The organism is Rodentibacter trehalosifermentans, from assembly GCF_002000545.1.
In the GTDB taxonomy this organism is placed as follows: Bacteria; Pseudomonadota; Gammaproteobacteria; order Enterobacterales; family Pasteurellaceae; genus Rodentibacter; species Rodentibacter trehalosifermentans.
Genome location: NZ_MLHL01000055.1, coordinates 17,644 through 35,449 on the forward strand (window position 1 = coordinate 17,644; position 17,806 = coordinate 35,449).

Sequence of the window (17,806 nt, forward strand, 5' to 3'; positions counted from 1 at the left end):
CTTTCACTGTTTTATTTTCCTTATTGGTACATTTTGTGAGAGCATAACGAAAAATTGTGAAAATCCAGACCTCTACTGATAATTTAGTAAATTAACACTAGAATAATCCTAGAGGTCTAATTATGCGTACAAAAACACAGGGGGAAATTGCCTATAAACTTCGTGTCTTTTCCCACACCATAACAATTTGGTAATGTTTCTTCGTTTTTTCATCAATAAATTTTATACTGATGCCATTTTTATTTAGAGGTTTTTTTATGTCATATTCAATTCAAGACTTTATCCAACTAATCGCCCGGCTTCGTGATCCAAATGGCGGTTGCCCTTGGGATCTTAAGCAAAACTATGAATCAATGATTCCTTGTCTTATTGAAGAAACCTATGAAGTGGTTGAGGCTATTCAAAAAAAAGATATTCCTAATTTACGCGAAGAACTGGGCGATTTGCTTCTCCAAGTGGTTTTCTTTAGCCAACTCGCCTCAGAAGATCAGCATTTCACTTTTAATGATGTGTTAAATGACGTGGCTGAAAAAATCGTTCGCCGTCATCCACATGTTTTTGCAGATGCTACAGCAGGCAATGAAGAGGAAGCCCTTGCACGTTGGAATAGTATTAAAGCCTTAGAAAAATCCAAAACACAAAACCAATCCATTTTAGATGAAATTCCCTCTGCCTTTCCTGCATTAATGAGAGCGCAAAAATTGCAGAAACAATGTTCAAAAATAGGTTTCGACTGGACTGAAATTTCTCCTGTTTTTGAAAAAATTGAAGAAGAATTGCAAGAAGTGAAAGAGGAAGTAAATAAAAATCCACAAAATAAGGAAAGTATTGAAGAAGAAATCGGCGATTTGTTCTTTGCCACCGTTAATTTATCCCGCCACTTAAAATGCAATGCTGAAGAAAGCTTACGCAAAGCAAATCATAAGTTTGAACAACGTTTCCGTAAGGTTGAACAAAAAGCTAAGGAAATGGGAAAAGAATTGACCGCACTTTCTTTAATCGAAATGGATGTATTGTGGGATGAGGTAAAAAAAGAAGAGAAAATAGCGAGCTAATGCTCGCTATTTTTTACGGTTTAATAATCGCTTTGTATATTATTGGCTTGACCGATAATGGCAATACCGGCACTTGCACCAATTCGTGTTGCACCGGCTTCAATCATCGCCAAAGCCGTGGCGGTATCACGCACACCACCGGAAGCTTTTACGCCGATATGTCCCACTGTTTTTTTCATAAGCGCCACATCTTCCACGGTTGCCCCACCTTTGCTAAATCCGGTAGAGGTTTTGACAAATGCCACGCCTAATTCTTTGCAGATTTCACAGGCTTTAACAATTTCATCTTTGGTGAGTAGGCAGGTTTCTAAAATGACTTTCAAAGGCACAGCATTACAGGCATTCAATACAGCCTGGATATCTTCTTTTACCGCCTGCCATTGGTTCGATTTAATCCACCCCACATTAATCACCATATCAATTTCGTTCGCCCCGGCTTTGATGGCTTCTTGGGTTTCAAAGGCTTTTACCGAGGTGAGATTAGCCCCAAGAGGAAAACCCACAACAGTACAAATTTTCACTGCCGTTCCTGCCAATTTTTCTTTTGCTAAAGGGATATATCCCGAGTTGATACACACAGAATAAAAACCATATTTTATGGCTTCATCACAGAGTGTTAAAATATCTTGCTCGTTTTTTTCAGCGGTCAATGCGGTGTGGTCGATATATTTTGCTAGGGTTTTGCTGTCCATTTTTCTTCTCCTTAATAATGAAAATTTTGTCGGGCTATGATAACAAAATATGCTGAAAATTGACCGCACTTTTATGATAAATTATCGCCATACTTTTTTATCAAACAGATTATGAAACTCACCACCTTACTCAAAAATGGCGTTTCCCTTGCGCTTACCTTCATTGTCGCAAGTCATCTTTTAGATGTTATTCGTCAACCTGAAATTCCGCCCGAAATCAGCAAAACAGCCCTCTATGATTTACAAGGTAATGGTTTTTTCTCCCACAAATCGCCCAAGATAAGCCCGTATTAGTTTATTTTTGGGGAACCTGGTGCGGTTATTGCCGATATACCTCACCTGCAATCAATGATTTAGCAAAAGAAGGGGTTCCGGTGGTGTCGATTGCCCTGCGTTCAGGCAATGAAAAAGAGGTTGAAGATTATTTAACCCAACATAATTATCGCTTCACAACGGTCAATGACCCCCAAGGGCAGCTCGCCCAAAAATGGCAAGTGAATGTCACCCCTACGATCATTATTTTAAATAAGGGAAAAATGGATATTGCGACAACGGGCTGGACAAGTTATTGGGGGTTAAAAGTGCGGTTATTTTTCAGTGAATTTTTAAGTTAAGCGCCGTGTGGCTTTTACCTTATTCTGAAAATCCATTACAATGACAACACATTTATACATCTAAAAAAGGACAAGATTATGATTATTGTAACCGGTGGCGCCGGCATGATTGGCAGCAACATTGTCAAAGCATTAAATGAAATGGGACGTAAAGATATTTTAGTCGTCGATAATTTAAAAGATGGGACGAAATTTATTAATTTGGTGGATTTGGATATTGCCGATTACTGCGACAAAGAAGATTTTATCGCCTCCATCATTGCCGGTGATGATTTTGGTGAAATTGATGCGGTTTTCCATGAGGGTGCTTGTTCTGCTACCACGGAATGGGATGGCAAATATTTAATGCAAAACAATTATGAATATTCGAAAGAATTATTGCATTATTGCCTAGATCGCCAAATTCCGTTTTTTTATGCCTCCAGTGCCGCCACTTATGGCGGACGTACCGAGAATTTTATTGAAAAACGAGAATTTGAAAGCCCGCTTAATGCCTACGGCTACTCAAAATTCTTATTTGATGAATATGTAAGAAAAGTTTTACCAACAGCAAACTCGCCGGTTTGTGGGTTCAAATATTTCAATGTGTATGGGCCAAGAGAGCAACATAAAGGCTCAATGGCCAGTGTGGCATTCCACCTCAATAATCAAATGTTGAAAGGGGAGAATCCGAAATTATTTGCCGGCTCAGAAAACTTTTTGCGTGATTTTGTTTATGTGGAAGATGTGGCGAAAGTCAATATTTGGGCATGGCAAAATGGCATTTCCGGTATTTACAATCTTGGGACGGGCCGTGCGGAATCCTTCCAAGCGGTTGCCCAAGCGGTGATCAAATTCCACGGTAAAGGACAGATTGAAACCATTCCTTTCCCTGATCATCTCAAATCCCGCTATCAAACCTTTACTCAGGCGGATTTAACCGCATTACGCGCCGCCGGTTACAAAGGCGAGTTTAAATCCGTTGCCGAAGGAACGGCAGACTATATGGCGTGGCTCAATAAAAAGTAATCGATCATTAGATTGAATTTATCTGAGATATTTAAAAAGTGCGGTCAAAAATTTCGGTATTATGCAGCAGTTGCACAACGTTGTTTTTTGTTATCTTGTAGGGACACACTGCGTGTGTCCGAATTTTAACTTATTGAAATAATTTGATTTTATAACGGATACACGCAGTGTGTCCCTACGTTTTGGTTAAAATTTCTGTTTTGTGCATTTGCTACATAATACCGAAAAATTTATTTGTTTTTCACCGCACTTTCCACAAGGTGAAATATGAACATTCTCATTATCGGCCCCTCTTGGGTAGGCGACATGATGATGTCGCACAGTTTGTATCAACAACTCAAAATCCAATATCCTCAATGCAATATTGATGTAATGGCACCGAATTGGTGTAAGCCGTTGCTCGCCCGTATGCCGGAGGTTCGAAATGCTATTGAAATGCCTTTAGGACACGGTGCATTGGCACTCGGTACACGTTATCGTTTAGGAAAAAGCCTCCGCCATCAATATGATATGGCGATTGTTTTACCCAACTCATTAAAATCTGCTTTTATTCCCTTTTTCGCCAACATTCCTTTACGACGTGGCTGGAAAGGGGAAAGCCGCTACCTTTTATTAAATGATTTGCGATCCAACAAAAAAGATTACCCAATGATGGTGCAACGTTATGTTGCGCTCGCCTTTGAAAAAAATCGTGTTCCCGAAGCGGCAACGATTCCGGTATTAACGCCTTATTTAACCGTCAATCAAACACAGCAGGCAGAAACCTTAAAAACCTTTGAAAAACAAACCGCACTTTTAGCAGACCGCCCGATTATCGGCTTTTGCCCCGGGGCGGAATTTGGACCTGCAAAACGTTGGCCTCATTATCATTATGCGAAACTGGCTGAAATGCTCATTGAGCGAGGTTATGCAATAGAAATTTTCGGTTCGCCGAAAGATGTGGAAGCGGGGGAAAGCATCCGCAACGCCTTACCGCAAGCACAGCAAGTGTTTTGTCTAAATTTAGCCGGGCAAACCAATCTCAATCAAGCAGTGGATTTAATTGCAAACTGTACGGCGGTGGTGAGCAATGATAGCGGTTTAATGCATATCGCCGCCGCAACCCAACGTCCGCTCATCGCCCTTTACGGCCCAACCAGCCCAACTTATACCCCACCGCTTTCCGATAAAGCGGTGATTATTCGGTTAATTGAGGGGGATTTAATCAAAGTGCGGAAAAGTAAAGACAGTGCAGAGGGATATCATCAAAGTTTGATCGATATTACACCTCAAAAGGTGATAGAAAAATTGGATGAATTATTAGCAAAATCATGAAAATTTGTTTAGTAAAAACCTCCTCAATGGGCGATGTTATCCACACCCTGCCAGCCTTAACAGACGCCCTTCAGGGTATACCAAACTTGCAAATTGATTGGGTGGTGGAGGAAGGTTTTGCAGAAATTCCCCAATGGCACCCTGCGGTAAACCAAGTGATCCCTATTGCCCTTCGCCGTTGGCGAAAATCCCCTTTTTCAGCCAACACGAGGAAAGAATGGAAAACCTACCGCACTTTACTTGAAAAAGAACGTTATGATGCTGTAATTGATGCTCAAGGCTTATTGAAAAGTGCCTTTTTCGCTACCCACCTGACCCAGGGCATAAAGTATGGCTATGATCGCCACAGTATCCGAGAGCCTATCGCCTCCTTTTTCTATGATAAAAAATATGCCATTTCCTATCAGCAACATGCGGTAGAGCGTATTCGACAACTCTTTGCACTCAGCTTGAATTATGCATTGCCGACTTCACAGGGTGATTATGGTATCGCACAGCATTTTGCGTCCCCCCTCCCCTCTCCTTATGTGATTTTTTTTCATTCCACCACCCGAGAGGATAAACATTGGGTTGAACAGGAATGGCAAAATTTAATCGAAAAAATGGCTGCACTTTCCCAGCAAATCCGTTTACCTTGGGGCAATGAAAAGGAAAAAGCCCGAGCAGTGCGTCTCGCCCAAGGTCACCCCAATGTGGTAGTGCTTCCCCGCTTATCCTTAACTGAACTTGCACAGCAAATCGCCGCCTCACAAGCTGTCGTTTCTGTTGATACGGGATTGGCACATTTAACCGCCGCCTTAGACAAACCTAACATCACACTTTATGGCGCAACGGATCCTAAACTTATTGGCTGTTATGGTAAAAACCAACATTATTTATCTGCTAATTCGATGAATAACATTTCTGCCGATCAGGTTTTTGAATGCCTTAATTTATTAATCGATGGAAATTAAGTGGGGTTATGCTTTTTCGTCATATCATAGATGAAAAATTGCTTGATCCCTTTCCCGCAGAGGGATAAACTCCAAAAAGTTCAATTTTTTTCTCCATTTTTATAAGGAAAGCATTATGAAAAAACACTTCTTGCATTAACCGTAGCAGCCTTCACTGCAGGTTCAGCCCAAGCTTACCAATTCAACATTGAAGAAACCGGTACTGAAATTGATTTCAGCGGTTCACTTCGTTTGAAGTGGGAAAGTACATCAAATAAAACAAACTATGTAAATGGCGCAGAAACCAAAGAGCATATCAATCATGCTGTGGATAACAATGGTTCACGTTTTGGCTTCAAAGTAAAACAAAATCTTGGCGGTGATTTCTATGCGCTAGGTCGTGTTGAGTGGCGTTTCCGTGGTGAGGCTGCATCACAACATGATTTTGATCATATTTATACCCGTCAGCTTTACGCCGGTTTTGGTCATAAACGATTCGGTGAATTGGTTTACGGTAATATGACAACAATCACTGATGAAGTGAAACAAACCGATTTGCCGAACACCTATAGCTTATCCGATGGTTTATTAGACTCCGCTGCTCGTCGAGTACTTCAATATACCTATCGCGGTAACTATGGTGATAATAAAGTAAAATTTGGCGTGTACTACGGTGGCGCAAGTAAACGTGGTGATACAAATTTAGACTTAGCGAATCGCCGTAAAAATGTGTGGGGTACCGCATTTATTTTCAATCACAAAATTGATGATATCCAAAATTTCACCGTTGCAACCGGGTTTACTCGTGAAATTTCCGAAAACCAATCTATTGCACCATCATTCTCACAAAACGCCTATGCACTAGGCTTGGCTTATAATTTTGCTCACACCACTTATGGTTTGGATATTGAGCAACAAGTAACCAAAAATAAAGGGGCAATTGGCAATAAACAAACGAAAAATGAAGTTCGTGCCGTGGTGCGTCAAGGGTTGAATGAAGACTGGAATGTTTATGCGATGTACGCTTATAAAACGGATAAAAAAGAACCAGCTTCCGGTTTAGAAACCAAGGAAACAAAACGTCAATTTATGGTGGGAACCGAATATTATCTTTATCAGCAAGGTTCTCTGAAAGTAAAACCATTCTTAGAATGGCAAGCGACACGCACAAAATATGAAAATAGCAGTGTTGATCGTAGCCGTGATTTAAAAACAGTCATTGGTTTACGAGCATACTGGTAATCATTAAATTTATCTCTTAAAGCGGGTCAGAAATGGCTCGCTTTTTCTTTGGGATTGTAATTGTCTAAAATGCCCCCATAATAAAGCCCAAGCTAAAAGTGCGGTGGCGATTATTCATCAATCACTAAAGTGATTTATTTACGCCTTTGGCATCGTGGGCAGCACCAGCGTTCAAAGCACCTTATTTTTTGACCGCACTTTTTAGTTCACTAAAATAAAGGAACAAACAATGAATGACACACAAGACAATGACAAACTTTACCGCTATCTTTTCCAAAATCGTGCCGTTCGTGGGGAATGGGTACGCCTAAATCAAAGCTTTGTCGATACTTTAAATACCCATCACTATCCAGAGCCTGTGCAAAATTTGTTGGGTGAAATGATGGTCGCCACGACATTACTCACGGCAACATTAAAATTTGAAGGGAATATCACCGTACAAATTCAAGGTGACGGCCCCCTTCGATTGTCATTAGTCAATGGCAACGATCAGCAACAAATTCGTGCTTTAGCACGTGTGGAAGGAGAAATATCACCTGAAATGACCTTGCATGAGATGATCGGCAAAGGGGTACTAGTGATCACCATTGCCCCCAAAGAAGGTGAGCGTTATCAAGGGGTAATCGGATTGGATAAACCCACCATTACCGAATGTTTGGAAGATTATTTTGCCCGCTCCGAGCAACTTCAAACTCAGTTAATTATTCGCACAGGGGAGTACGCCGGCAAACCGGTGGCGGCAGGAATGTTATTGCAAATTATGCCGGATGGTGAAGGCTCTCCAGAGGATTTTGAACATCTCGCCACCTTAGCGTCAACAGCAAAAGACGAAGAACTCTTCGGTTTACCGGCAGAAGAAATGCTCTATCGTCTTTATCACGAAGAAACCGTGGAAGTGTATGAACCACAAAACATTCAGTTTTTCTGTGGTTGCTCCGCTGAACGTTCAGGCGCTGCCCTCTTATTAATTCCTGAGGCAGAGATTGATGAAATTTTGGAAGAGCACAAAGGCAGTATTGATATGCAATGCGAATGTTGTGGCACCCATTATTTCTTTAATAAAGAAGCCATTAATAAATTAAAAGCAAACGCACAGGCAGAATAGCAAAAATCCCCGTTTATGCGGGGATTTTTCTAAAGTGCGGTTAAATTCCGCTTTGTTTTATTCCGGCGTAATCCATTCCACCGTCCATCTAGCGGTTCCTTCCGGTATGAGGGTTTTCGCTAAATAAGGCAAAATGGCTTTCATTTGGTTTTCTAATGTCCAAGGCGGGTTAATCACAATCATACCGCTTGCAGTCATTCCTCTCTGCTCGCTATCTGGGCGAACAGCTAATTCGATTTTTAGAATTTTCCGAATACCGGTGGCTTCCAATCCTTTAAAAATCCGTTTCGTTTGTTGGCGTAGCACCACGGGATACCAAATGGCATAAGTCCCGGTGGCAAAACGTTTATAGCCTTCCTCGATGGCTTTAACCACTAAATCGTAATCTTCTTTAAGTTCATAAGGGGGATCAATTAGTACAAGCCCACGGCGTTCTTTGGGGGGCAAGGTGGCTTTAAGCTGTTGAAAACCATTATCACGTTTTACGCTGATATTTTTAAATTCCTTAAAATTATTGCGTAATAATGGGAAATCGCTAGGGTGTAATTCGGTCAGCAACGCACGATCTTGTGGACGCAATAATTGCGCTGCAATCATTGGCGAACCGGCATAATAACGTAGGGCTTTTCCGCCATAATTGAGCGTTTTGATTAAGCCCACATAGCGACTCACCATTTCCGGTAAATCCGTTTGTTCCCACAAACGCCCAATGCCTTCTTTATATTCCCCGGTTTTTTCTGCCTCATCCGAAGATAAACGATAACGCCCCACGCCTGAGTGGGTATCCAAATAATAAAACCCTTTTTCTTTAAGTTTTAGATTTTCCAAAATGAGCATAAGCACAATATGTTTTAACACATCGGCATGATTGCCCGCATGGAAGGAATGACGATAACTGAGCATAGTTGTCCTTTTGTTAAAAAGTGCGGTGAAAATTATTCACAAATAATGAAAGTGATTTATTCACACCTTTGAAAGTATTGGTTGCACTAACGTTCCAAACACCTTGTTTTTTAACCGCACTTTAGCGTGATTAGAATAATTCTTCCGGTTGTGCAACCGGAGTTGCATCTTGAATTTTGCCTGTACCGCCATTTAAGCGTTGTTGCAATTCAGGTGGTACATAATAACCGCGTTCTTGCATTTCTGCCGCATAGGTGCGTTTTGGCTCTGTACCAACAATAAAATATTCTTTGCGTCCGCCATATTCTGAAAGTAACCCTGAATTACTATCAATGGTTTTCTCCATAATATTTGGCGGAAGCTCAAGATTGCGCTCCGGAATATCTGAAAGTGCGACTTTCATATAGGCAATCCACGCCGGCATTGCGGTTTTTCCACCGGATTCACCACGCCCTAATACCCGTTTATTATCATCAAACCCGACATAGGTAGTGGTGACAAGGTTTGCACCAAACCCGGCATACCAAGCCACTTTGGAACTGTTTGTCGTTCCGGTTTTACCGCCAATATCGTTGCGTTGTTTAATTTCGTTAGCCATTCGCCAACTGGTCCCTTTCCAACTTAAGCCTTGTTCCCCATAAATGGCAGTGTTTAATGCACTACGAATTAAGAAAGCCAATTCACCACTAATTACGCGTGGTGCATATTCCACTTTTGATGTGCCATCTTTGGCATTTGCCATTAAATTAACCGCATCATCATTTAACATTCCACTCTGTGCTTGTAATTCTGGTAAATCAGGCACATTGTCAGGTTGAACATCTTCTTCCGTGTCCGTGTTGATATTGCCTTTTGCGGCTTTTAAATCATCGGGTTTGGCAATATTTTGGAAACCATCAATTTTATTTTTTGTTTCGCCGTAAATTACCGGGATATCGTGACAGGTTATACAGGCTATTTTAGGGTTGGCAATAAATAAATCCTTACCGTTATTGTCTTGGATTTTTTCAATAATATAAGGATCGATTAAAAATCCGCCATTATCAAACACCGCATAAGCCCGAGCCATTTCAAGCGGTGTGAAAGAAGCCGCACCCAAGGCTAACGCTTCGCTGGCAAAATATTGTTCCCGGTTAAAACCAAAACGTTGTAAGAAATCGACGGTGAAATCAATACCGGCAGTTTGTAAAGCTCGAATGGCGATCATATTTTTTGATAGCCCTAACCCAACCCGTAAACGCATTGGGCCATCATAGCGATCCGGTGAGTTTTTAGGGTTCCATACTTTTTGCCCCGGTTTGGCAATAGAAATCGGGCTATCTTGCAACACACTGGAAAGGGTTAATCCTTTTTCTAATGCGGCAGCATAAATAAAGGGTTTAAAAGAAGAGCCCACTTGAACCAAGGATTGCGTTGCTCGGTTAAATTTACTTTGCTCAAAACTAAAGCCGCCCACCAAGGCTTCAATCGCCCCGTTATCGGAATTTAAAGAAACCAAGGCCGAATTGGCAGCGGGGATTTGTCCTAAAATCCATTCGCCGTTATCACGCTGACGAATCCAAATTTGATCGCCCACTTTAACCGGGGATTTTCCAGCCCAACGCATTGCATTAAATGAAAGGGTCATGGTTTGATGATTAGCCAGTAATAATTCCGCCCCATTTTTACCTAATGCGGTCACTGCCGCAGGAATAAAGGGAGCGGAGTTGGGTAATTGTTTCAAGAAAGCCACAATGCGTTCAGGCTCCCATGCTGTTTCGCCTTTTTTCCACAATGGTGCACCGCCACGCCAACCGTGACGCATATCATAGTTAATCAAATTATCACGCACCGCTTTTTGGGCTTGGGCTTGGTCTTTGGAAAGTACGGTAGTGAACACTTTATAACCGCTGGTATAGGCTTTTTCCTCGCCGAAACGTTTTACCATTTCCTGACGTACCATTTCCGTCACATAGTCTGCTCGGAAATCAAATCTAGCCCCGTGATAGCTTGCACTAATCGGCTCTTTCAATGCAGCATCATATTCTTCTTTCGTGATGTATTTTTCATCAAGCATGCGTGCCAAAACGATATTACGGCGTTCTTCCGCACGTTTTAGTGAATAGAGCGGGTTCATTGTGGAGGGGGCTTTTGGTAGACCGGCAATCATCGCCATTTCCGACAAAGTGAGCTCATTTAAAGATTTCCCAAAATAGGTTTGCGCAGCGGCGGCAATGCCATAAGAGCGATAGCCTAAGAAAATTTTGTTTAAATAAAGTTCAAGAATTTCCTGTTTACTTAAAGCGTTTTCAATTTCAATCGCCAGCACCGCTTCCCGGGCTTTACGTATCAGTTTTTTTTCCGGTGTTAAGAAAAAATTCTTTGCTAATTGCTGGGTGATCGTACTGGCACCTTGCGAAGCCTCACCACTGCTTAATGCCACATATAACGCACGGGCAATACCCAACGGATCGATGCCATTATGATCATAAAACCGGCTATCTTCTGTGGCTAAAAATGCCTCGATTAAACGTGGTGGCACATTTTCCAATTTCACCGGAATACGGCGTTGTTCTCCTACCTCGCCGATTAATTTTCCATCTGCCGTATAAATCTGCATCGGCTGTTGTAATTCGACATTTTTTAAACTTTCCACCGAAGGTAATTCGGATTTTAGGTGAAGATAAAACACACCACCTGCCACTAATCCCAAAATGCACAGGGTTAAGAGGCTACTGAATATTAATTTTGCGATCCTCATCGTAAAATTCTCTCTTAATTGATGATAATAACTTAAATCACATTATGATTTGGCTGCTAAGTATAAAAGATTCAATGCCCAAATAATAGGAAAAGCATATGCCAATACCTTATAAAAAACGACAAATAATACAAATTGGCGTCCATCAACAAAGGAATCAATTTCAATTTGTTTGGTTTGACAAACAAAGCCAAATTCAATCCTTTTCGATCTCTGATAACGAAAGGGATATCGAAACACATTTAATGAACCGTTTAATACAAGATTTTTCCCAAGTCCGCTTAAAATTGCGTTTGGTTGGCTGCATTTCTCCTCATTTAATTTGGTCAAAAAGTTTGATTTTGCCGCAATCTTTGAATGCACAAGAATGTGAGCAACAATGCCGTTTTGTCTTACAAAAAGAATTACCCATCCCTTTTGAAGAACTTTGGTTTGATTACATCTCAACGCCGCTAAAACAAGGTTTTCGTTTAGAAATTTATGCGGTTCGCAGGATGGTGGCACAGGAGGCACAAAAAGCTTATGGGGCTTTATCGCTTGATGTCTTGGATGTTGCCTATTACGCGATTCTTCGTTCTTTTCGTTTGTTTTTAGGTGAAGATCAAGATAATTCGCTTTATTTATACCAAGATGAATCCCACTGTTTTGCCATGATGAATACTCATCAAGGGTTACAATTGTTACAAACTCAGGAAAATTTAACCGCACTTTATACACAATTTTGCCAACGTTTTGAGACGGAGAGCGCTCGTATTTATGTATATCAAACCGATGATGTTCAACGAACGGATTTACCGGAAAGTTGGCAACGGGTTGAAACTGAGCTCCCTTTTATTGCTCTAGGGAATTCTCTTTGGCAAAAGGATTTCGTGCAAAATAATGGAGATAGTTCAACCGCACTTTTAAACGGGTGTCTCAATGAAGGGCATTAATTTACTTCCTTGGCGGTTAGAAAAATATCGGCAATCACTGATTCTGTTTTTGTTCAAAATGTTTGCCGTATTATTGATTGCTTTTTTGTGCTATGCGGTGTTGGATTGGTTTCAACATCAACAAAAAGCAGCATTAAATCTGCAGTTACAACAGTTTGAACAGCAAAAAAACCGTTTAACTCAAACGCTTCAAAAGGTTGGTCAAATGAAACAAATTATGCAAGATTTAACAGAATTGCATGCTATTGACCCAGAGTTGGTTGAGCAGATTCTTTCTTTATTACCCCAATTTCCATTGCAACAAGGGGAATTGGAGCATTTTAGTTTTAATGAAGACGGGATTCGAATTGACGGTTTTTGCTTGTCACAACAGGAATTTGAATCGCTACATGAATTTTTAAGCAGGCGTTTTAGTAGCGTGAAACTGATGCAATTTAAAACGGAACAAGGACGTTTGATTTTTCAATTCGATCTTTCCTCCGAGATGGTGAGGGGGGGGAATGATACTCCAGATTAAACATCGCATACCGCTTATAGAAAAATGGTTGGCATTGCCAAAAATGTATCATTGGGGCTTTTTTGTTTGTTGCTTAAGTGCGGTTAATTTTGCGACGATTTTCGAGGGATGGTATACCTATCAAAAAGGACAAACGCTAGAACAGGAAGCCAGCCGACAAGCAATGGAATTAGCCCATCAAGAAAAATTGCTTTCCACGTTGAAACAGCATTCCGATAGTCGAGAATTATCCCCTCAGCTAACAAAACAAATTGTGATATTGGATGAGCAAATTCACTCGTTATTAAATGACGAAACCGAGTTGGTGAGCTATCAATGGGATTTTTCTTCTCAGCCTGTTTTACAAATTCAATTAGCCGGGCGCTTTCAAGATTTATATCATTTTCTCACCGCACTTTTGGCACAGGGTTCGCTTTCTTTCGTTCAGTTGGCGATAGAAAAAACGGAAAGTGGGGCACTTCAAAGTCATTTAATTTTACAACTTAAAAGAGGGGAATGAGAATGTGGATATTGCGTCGTTATTTAGGCTTGTTCTGCCTGTTTTTCAGTCTTAATGCGGTGGCGGTTGATCCTTTCGATAGTTCACAACGTCAAACGGGGGAGAATAGAATTAATCTCCCCAAAATACGAAAGGTGCAATGTGCTTTCGATGAGCCTGCTTTCGCAACAGAAACCGCCTTTGAACAACTGAAATTGGTTGGCGTGGTATTGTACAAAAATATGCCTGAAGCCTTATTTTTAGATTCACGGCAACAATTAATTGTGGTCAAGCAAGGACATCGTTTAGGGCTGGAAGGGTATTTATTACAACAAATCCAAAAAAACGGAGTGGTATTGTTGCGCCCCAAAACAGGGCAATGCGACCAAAATGAGCCCGTAGCACTGCAGTTTTAGGAGGACAAATGAAAATAGGGATAAAAAAGTGCGGTCTGTTTTTGTTCGGTTTTTGTGTTGGAAATGGGATGGCGGCAGAAAATCAAATTTTTTCTATTCGCTTGCAACAAGCCCCCATGGTATCAAGTTTGCAGGAACTTGCCTTGGTGCAAAGTACCAATTTGATTATGGACGATGAATTGGATGGTTCGCTTTCCTTACAATTAGATAACGTAGATTTTGACCGGGTATTGAAATCGGTCGCCAAAATGAAAGGGCTTTCCTTACGGCGGGAAGACGGCATTTATTATTTAGGCAAAAAAACATTGGTTTCTTCGGCAATGGCATCGTTGCCCACTGGACAAGAGGTTTTGGCTCATATAAAACCGACCGACACCGCACTAATCAGTAAAACCGTTAAATTACACTTTGCCAAAGCCTCGGAAGTGATGAAATCCCTCACTACCGGTAGCGGATCATTACTTTCGGCAGTGGGGAGTATTGCCTTTGATGATCGGAGCAATATGTTGATAATTCAAGATGATACACAATCCGTTAAAAATTTGCTGAAATTAATTAAGGAATTGGATAAGCCTATCGAGCAAATCGCCATTGAAGCCCGCATTGTCACCATCACCGATGAAAGCCTGAAAGAGTTGGGCGTGCGTTGGGGGATTTTTTCTCCTACGGAAAATGCACATCGTATCAGCGGTAGCCTTGCGGCGAATGGTTTTGCCAATTTAACGGATAATTTAAACGTGAATTTTGCCACGAACACCACACCGGCCGGTTCTTTGGCATTGCAGGTTGCAAAAATTAACGGACGATTATTAGACCTGGAATTGACCGCACTTGAGCGTGAAAACAGCGTTGAAATTATTGCCAGTCCAAGATTGCTCACTACCAACAAAAAAAGTGCCAGCATCAAGCAGGGGACGGAAATTCCCTATGTGGTGACGAACGGCAAAAACGATACCCAATCTGTTGAATTTCGTGAAGCGGTATTAGGATTGGAAGTTACGCCGCATATTTCTAAAGACAATAATATTCTGTTGGATTTATTGGTTAGCCAAAATTCACCGGGCAGTCGGGTATCTTACGGGCAACAAAATAATGAGGTCGTGTCCATTGATAAACAGGAAATCAATACGCAGGTTTTTGCTAAAGACGGGGAGACTATTGTGTTAGGCGGCGTGTTTCACGATACCATCACCAAAGGGGTGGATAAAGTGCCGGTTTTAGGGGATATTCCGTTGATAAAACGTTTATTCAGTAAAGAAAGCGAACGCCATCAAAAACGTGAATTGGTGATTTTTGTCACGCCTCGCATTCTTAAGCAAGGCGAAAGTTTGGAAGGGCTCAAACCCAAACCTAAACCTAAACCGAAAAACCTCTCAGAAAAATAATTGGGGAAATAAAAGTGCGGTTAAATTTCAATGCATTTTTTCGGTTTAGTTGCGTGCTGTGCCAATCATCGTTGAAACAAGGTGCAAACGGTTTATGTTCGACCTGTAGGCGGAAGATTCAGTATTATTCTTATTGTGCCGGGTGCGGTATGCCTTTGCCCTATATCGCCCTCCATTGTGGTTATTGTCGGCAAAATAAATTTATTTGGGATCGCATGGTCGTCATCGGGCGTTACAATCCTCCCCTTTCCTATTTAATTCATCGCTTCAAATTTCAAAAACAATTTTGGCTTGACCGCACTTTGGCAAGTTTAATGTTACTAGCCGTTTATGAGGCGAGACGAACACAAGGGCTGAGTTTTCCCCAAGCGATTATTCCTGTTCCTCTCCACCATTTTCGTCAATGGCAACGGGGCTATAATCAAGCAGATTTATTGGCGAAAATCATTGCTCGATGGCTTGAAATTCCCTGTTTATCCCATATTGTTAAGCGGGTGAAACATACGCCTACCCAGCGTGGTTTAACTGCAACCGCTCGGCGAAAAAACTTGAAAAATGCCTTTGAAATTGAGTTGTCAGCCTCCTTTCATTATCAACGGGTAGCTTTGCTTGATGATGTGATCACCACGGGCAGCACGCTGAATGAGATCGCCAAATTATTACGTCAATCAGGTGTAAAAGAAATTCAGGTATGGGGATTGGCACGTGTTTAATCAGATTGGGTGATAGGTTTAATTCTGATAAAAAAGTGGAAAAAATACCGAGCTAGGCGTATCATCTGACAAATTTTCTCAAGTATTAAGGAATATTTATGGAACAAATTACTATCTCGGAAGCAGCACAGGCGCATTTTCGTAAATTATTGGAGACACAAGAAGAAGGCACAAATATTCGTATTTTTGTCGTCAACCCCGGCACACCGAATGCGGAATGTGGTGTGTCGTATTGTCCACCAAATGCAGTGGAAGAAAGCGATATTGAAATGAAGTATGAGGGCTTTTCTGCTTTTGTTGATGAAATCAGTTTACCGTTTTTAGAGGAAGCGGAAATTGATTATGTCACAGAAGAACTGGGGACACAGCTCACATTAAAAGCACCGAATGCCAAAATGCGGAAAGTGGCGGATGATGCACCGTTAATTGAGCGTGTGGAATATGTTATTCAAACCCAAATAAACCCGCAATTGGCAAGTCACGGCGGACGAATCACCCTCATTGAAATTACCGAAGACGGTTATGCGGTTTTACAATTTGGCGGCGGCTGCAACGGTTGCTCAATGGTGGATGTGACCTTAAAAGACGGCGTGGAAAAACAGTTAGTCGGGCTTTTCCCTAATGAATTGAAGGGCGCAAAAGATATTACCGAGCATCAACGGGGCGATCATTCTTACTATTAACCCTCCCAACTGAAGTTATCCGAATTTTATCTTGGATGCCGGTGTGGTGTCCCTTATTGATGTCTAAAGAGCGGTTAATTTTTCTACGTTCTTATTTTCTTGATGCCGATTGTGATCCGAATCACAAATTTGTAAGAATTTCTTTTTGATAGAAATAAAATCCCGTAAAACTTTACAGAAAACTTGCTATACTTTTTTCGCCTTATTTTATGTTTAAGAGGAAAATACAATGAAAAAAACATTAAAAATGACCGCACTTGCAGCGATTTCTGCGTTGGTATTAGTCGGCTGTTCAAACAAAATGGATCCACAAGAACACGCCAATATGCAATTGGAGCAACAGGCGGTGTTAGGATTAAACTGGATGCAGGATTCGGGTGAATATCAAGCTTTAGCTTATCAGGCTTACAATGCGGCAAAAGTGGCATTTGATCATGCTAAAGTCAGCAAGGGTAAGAAAAAAGCCGTTGTTGTGGATTTAGATGAAACGATGTTAGACAACAGTCCTTACGCCGGTTGGCAAGTGAAAAACAATAAACCGTTCGATGGAAAAGACTGGACCCGTTGGGTGGAAGCCCGTCAATCCCGAGCCATTCCGGGCGCGGTGGAATTTAATAATTATGTCAATTCCCACGGTGGAAAAATGTTTTACGTGAGTAATCGTAAAGACAGTTCCGAGAAAGCGGGAACAATTGATGATATGAAACGCTTAGGCTTTAAAGGCGTGGAAGAATCCGTCTTTTATTTGAAAAAAGATAAATCAGCCAAAGCAGCTCGTTTTGCCGAGATTGAAAAACAAGGTTATGAAATTGTGCTTTATGTGGGCGATAACTTAGACGATTTCGGTGATGCCGTTTATGGTAAATTAAATGCCGAACGCCGTGATTTTGTTGTAAAAAATCAGGCAAAATTTGGTAAAACTTTTATTGTTTTACCAAATGCAAATTATGGTGGCTGGGAAGGCGGTTTGAAAAAAGATTACTTTAAAGGCGATACGCAAAGTAAAATTAAAGCGCGGTTAGATGCTGTTCAAGCTTGGGACGGTAAATAATTTTGATAAAAAAACAAAGCGTTGCG

16 protein-coding genes and 2 pseudogenes are annotated in these 17,806 nt (G+C 41.2%); 15 read left to right on the plus strand and 3 right to left on the minus strand.

Translation table 11 applies throughout. The features are described 5' to 3' along the window. Positions 1 to 257 precede the first annotated feature (257 nt). Positions 258 to 1,055, plus strand: coding sequence for a nucleoside triphosphate pyrophosphohydrolase (gene mazG / locus BKK52_RS09435; protein WP_077421060.1), 798 nt, complete (start codon positions 258 to 260; stop codon positions 1,053 to 1,055). Positions 1,056 to 1,075: 20 nt separating this feature from the next. On the opposite strand, the gene deoC is transcribed toward mazG, so the two are convergent. Further along, positions 1,076 to 1,747, minus strand: coding sequence for a deoxyribose-phosphate aldolase (gene deoC / locus BKK52_RS09440; RefSeq protein WP_077474402.1), 672 nt, complete (start codon positions 1,745 to 1,747; stop codon positions 1,076 to 1,078). Positions 1,748 to 1,858: 111 nt separating this feature from the next. On the opposite strand from deoC, the pseudogene BKK52_RS09445 reads away from it, so the two are divergent. The 6 genes and pseudogenes from BKK52_RS09445 (at position 1,859) to hslO (ending at position 7,962) form a co-directional block, all read left to right on the plus strand. After that, positions 1,859 to 2,361 (plus strand): annotated as a pseudogene (locus BKK52_RS09445) (protein disulfide oxidoreductase). A 78-nt stretch (positions 2,362 to 2,439) separates the two neighbouring features. Beyond that, positions 2,440 to 3,369: an ADP-glyceromanno-heptose 6-epimerase gene (rfaD, locus tag BKK52_RS09450; protein WP_077478564.1), complete on the plus strand. Its 930-nt coding sequence runs from the start codon at positions 2,440 to 2,442 to the stop codon at positions 3,367 to 3,369. 267 nt (positions 3,370 to 3,636) lie between these two features. Then, a complete protein-coding gene (waaF, locus tag BKK52_RS09455) occupies positions 3,637 to 4,683 on the plus strand; it encodes a lipopolysaccharide heptosyltransferase II (protein WP_077478565.1) in 1,047 nt (348 codons plus the stop codon). Further along, positions 4,680 to 5,636, plus strand: a complete 957-nt coding sequence (gene rfaC, locus BKK52_RS09460; RefSeq protein ID WP_077478566.1) for a lipopolysaccharide heptosyltransferase RfaC — start codon at positions 4,680 to 4,682, stop codon at positions 5,634 to 5,636. Before waaF ends, rfaC begins: the two co-directional genes overlap by 4 nt. A 117-nt stretch (positions 5,637 to 5,753) precedes the next feature. Further along, positions 5,754 to 6,857: pseudogene (locus tag BKK52_RS09465) on the plus strand (porin); the annotation flags it as partial. Positions 6,858 to 7,086: 229 nt separating this feature from the next. Beyond that, positions 7,087 to 7,962, plus strand: coding sequence for an Hsp33 family molecular chaperone HslO (hslO, locus tag BKK52_RS09470; RefSeq protein WP_077418383.1), 876 nt, complete (start codon positions 7,087 to 7,089; stop codon positions 7,960 to 7,962). Between the two features lie 57 nt (positions 7,963 to 8,019). On the opposite strand, the gene BKK52_RS09475 is transcribed toward hslO, so the two are convergent. After that, positions 8,020 to 8,865, minus strand: coding sequence for a 23S rRNA (adenine(2030)-N(6))-methyltransferase RlmJ (locus BKK52_RS09475; protein ID WP_077478567.1), 846 nt, complete (start codon positions 8,863 to 8,865; stop codon positions 8,020 to 8,022). Positions 8,866 to 8,995: 130 nt separating this feature from the next. Beyond that, positions 8,996 to 11,605 (minus strand): penicillin-binding protein 1A, encoded by a 2,610-nt coding sequence (locus BKK52_RS09480; protein WP_077478568.1) that lies wholly within the window; start codon positions 11,603 to 11,605, stop codon positions 8,996 to 8,998. Between the two features lie 98 nt (positions 11,606 to 11,703). Between BKK52_RS09480 and BKK52_RS09485 the strand changes: the two genes are divergently transcribed. From BKK52_RS09485 to BKK52_RS09520, 8 genes are all read left to right on the plus strand, one after another. Next, positions 11,704 to 12,537, plus strand: coding sequence for a type IV pilus biogenesis protein PilM (locus tag BKK52_RS09485; protein WP_077474394.1), 834 nt, complete (start codon positions 11,704 to 11,706; stop codon positions 12,535 to 12,537). Beyond that, entirely contained in the window at positions 12,524 to 13,054 is a 531-nt protein-coding gene (locus BKK52_RS09490) for a PilN domain-containing protein (RefSeq protein WP_077478569.1), read from the plus strand. Before BKK52_RS09485 ends, BKK52_RS09490 begins: the two co-directional genes overlap by 14 nt. Further along, the gene (locus tag BKK52_RS09495; protein ID WP_077421048.1) at positions 13,038 to 13,553 is read left to right on the plus strand and encodes a hypothetical protein; all 516 of its coding nucleotides are present in this window, start codon (positions 13,038 to 13,040) and stop codon (positions 13,551 to 13,553) included. Before BKK52_RS09490 ends, BKK52_RS09495 begins: the two co-directional genes overlap by 17 nt. 2 nt (positions 13,554 to 13,555) lie before the next feature. Beyond that, entirely contained in the window at positions 13,556 to 13,948 is a 393-nt protein-coding gene (locus tag BKK52_RS09500) for a hypothetical protein (protein WP_077421047.1), read from the plus strand. Positions 13,949 to 13,956: 8 nt separating this feature from the next. Then, on the plus strand, positions 13,957 to 15,333 hold the full coding sequence (locus tag BKK52_RS09505; RefSeq protein WP_077421046.1) for a type IV pilus secretin PilQ: 1,377 nt from the start codon (positions 13,957 to 13,959) through the stop codon (positions 15,331 to 15,333). Between the two features lie 14 nt (positions 15,334 to 15,347). Further along, positions 15,348 to 16,046 carry a phosphoribosyltransferase family protein gene (locus BKK52_RS09510; protein WP_077421045.1) on the plus strand — a complete coding sequence of 233 codons (699 nt, stop codon included), beginning with the start codon at positions 15,348 to 15,350 and terminating at the stop codon, positions 16,044 to 16,046. A 98-nt stretch (positions 16,047 to 16,144) separates the two neighbouring features. Then, complete coding sequence (gene nfuA / locus BKK52_RS09515; protein ID WP_077421044.1) at positions 16,145 to 16,729, plus strand: Fe-S biogenesis protein NfuA; 585 nt, start codon at positions 16,145 to 16,147, stop codon at positions 16,727 to 16,729. A gap of 229 nt (positions 16,730 to 16,958) precedes the next feature. Then, entirely contained in the window at positions 16,959 to 17,780 is an 822-nt protein-coding gene (locus tag BKK52_RS09520) for a 5'-nucleotidase, lipoprotein e(P4) family (protein WP_077421043.1), read from the plus strand. The last annotated feature ends 26 nt before the right edge of the window (positions 17,781 to 17,806 follow it).

What these genes read in the sequence shown, in the direction of transcription:
- mazG (WP_077421060.1), top strand. Translation starts at nt 258, where the DNA reads ATGTCATATTCAATTCAAGACTTTATCCAACTAATCGCCCGGCTTCGT.
- deoC (WP_077474402.1), bottom strand. Translation starts at nt 1,747, where the DNA reads ATGGACAGCAAAACCCTAGCAAAATATATCGACCACACCGCATTGACC.
- rfaD (WP_077478564.1), top strand. Translation starts at nt 2,440, where the DNA reads ATGATTATTGTAACCGGTGGCGCCGGCATGATTGGCAGCAACATTGTC.
- waaF (WP_077478565.1), top strand. Translation starts at nt 3,637, where the DNA reads ATGAACATTCTCATTATCGGCCCCTCTTGGGTAGGCGACATGATGATG.
- rfaC (WP_077478566.1), top strand. Translation starts at nt 4,680, where the DNA reads ATGAAAATTTGTTTAGTAAAAACCTCCTCAATGGGCGATGTTATCCAC.
- hslO (WP_077418383.1), top strand. Translation starts at nt 7,087, where the DNA reads ATGAATGACACACAAGACAATGACAAACTTTACCGCTATCTTTTCCAA.
- BKK52_RS09475 (WP_077478567.1), bottom strand. Translation starts at nt 8,865, where the DNA reads ATGCTCAGTTATCGTCATTCCTTCCATGCGGGCAATCATGCCGATGTG.
- BKK52_RS09480 (WP_077478568.1), bottom strand. Translation starts at nt 11,605, where the DNA reads ATGAGGATCGCAAAATTAATATTCAGTAGCCTCTTAACCCTGTGCATT.
- BKK52_RS09485 (WP_077474394.1), top strand. Translation starts at nt 11,704, where the DNA reads ATGCCAATACCTTATAAAAAACGACAAATAATACAAATTGGCGTCCAT.
- BKK52_RS09490 (WP_077478569.1), top strand. Translation starts at nt 12,524, where the DNA reads ATGAAGGGCATTAATTTACTTCCTTGGCGGTTAGAAAAATATCGGCAA.
- BKK52_RS09495 (WP_077421048.1), top strand. Translation starts at nt 13,038, where the DNA reads ATGATACTCCAGATTAAACATCGCATACCGCTTATAGAAAAATGGTTG.
- BKK52_RS09500 (WP_077421047.1), top strand. Translation starts at nt 13,556, where the DNA reads ATGTGGATATTGCGTCGTTATTTAGGCTTGTTCTGCCTGTTTTTCAGT.
- BKK52_RS09505 (WP_077421046.1), top strand. Translation starts at nt 13,957, where the DNA reads ATGAAAATAGGGATAAAAAAGTGCGGTCTGTTTTTGTTCGGTTTTTGT.
- nfuA (WP_077421044.1), top strand. Translation starts at nt 16,145, where the DNA reads ATGGAACAAATTACTATCTCGGAAGCAGCACAGGCGCATTTTCGTAAA.
- BKK52_RS09520 (WP_077421043.1), top strand. Translation starts at nt 16,959, where the DNA reads ATGAAAAAAACATTAAAAATGACCGCACTTGCAGCGATTTCTGCGTTG.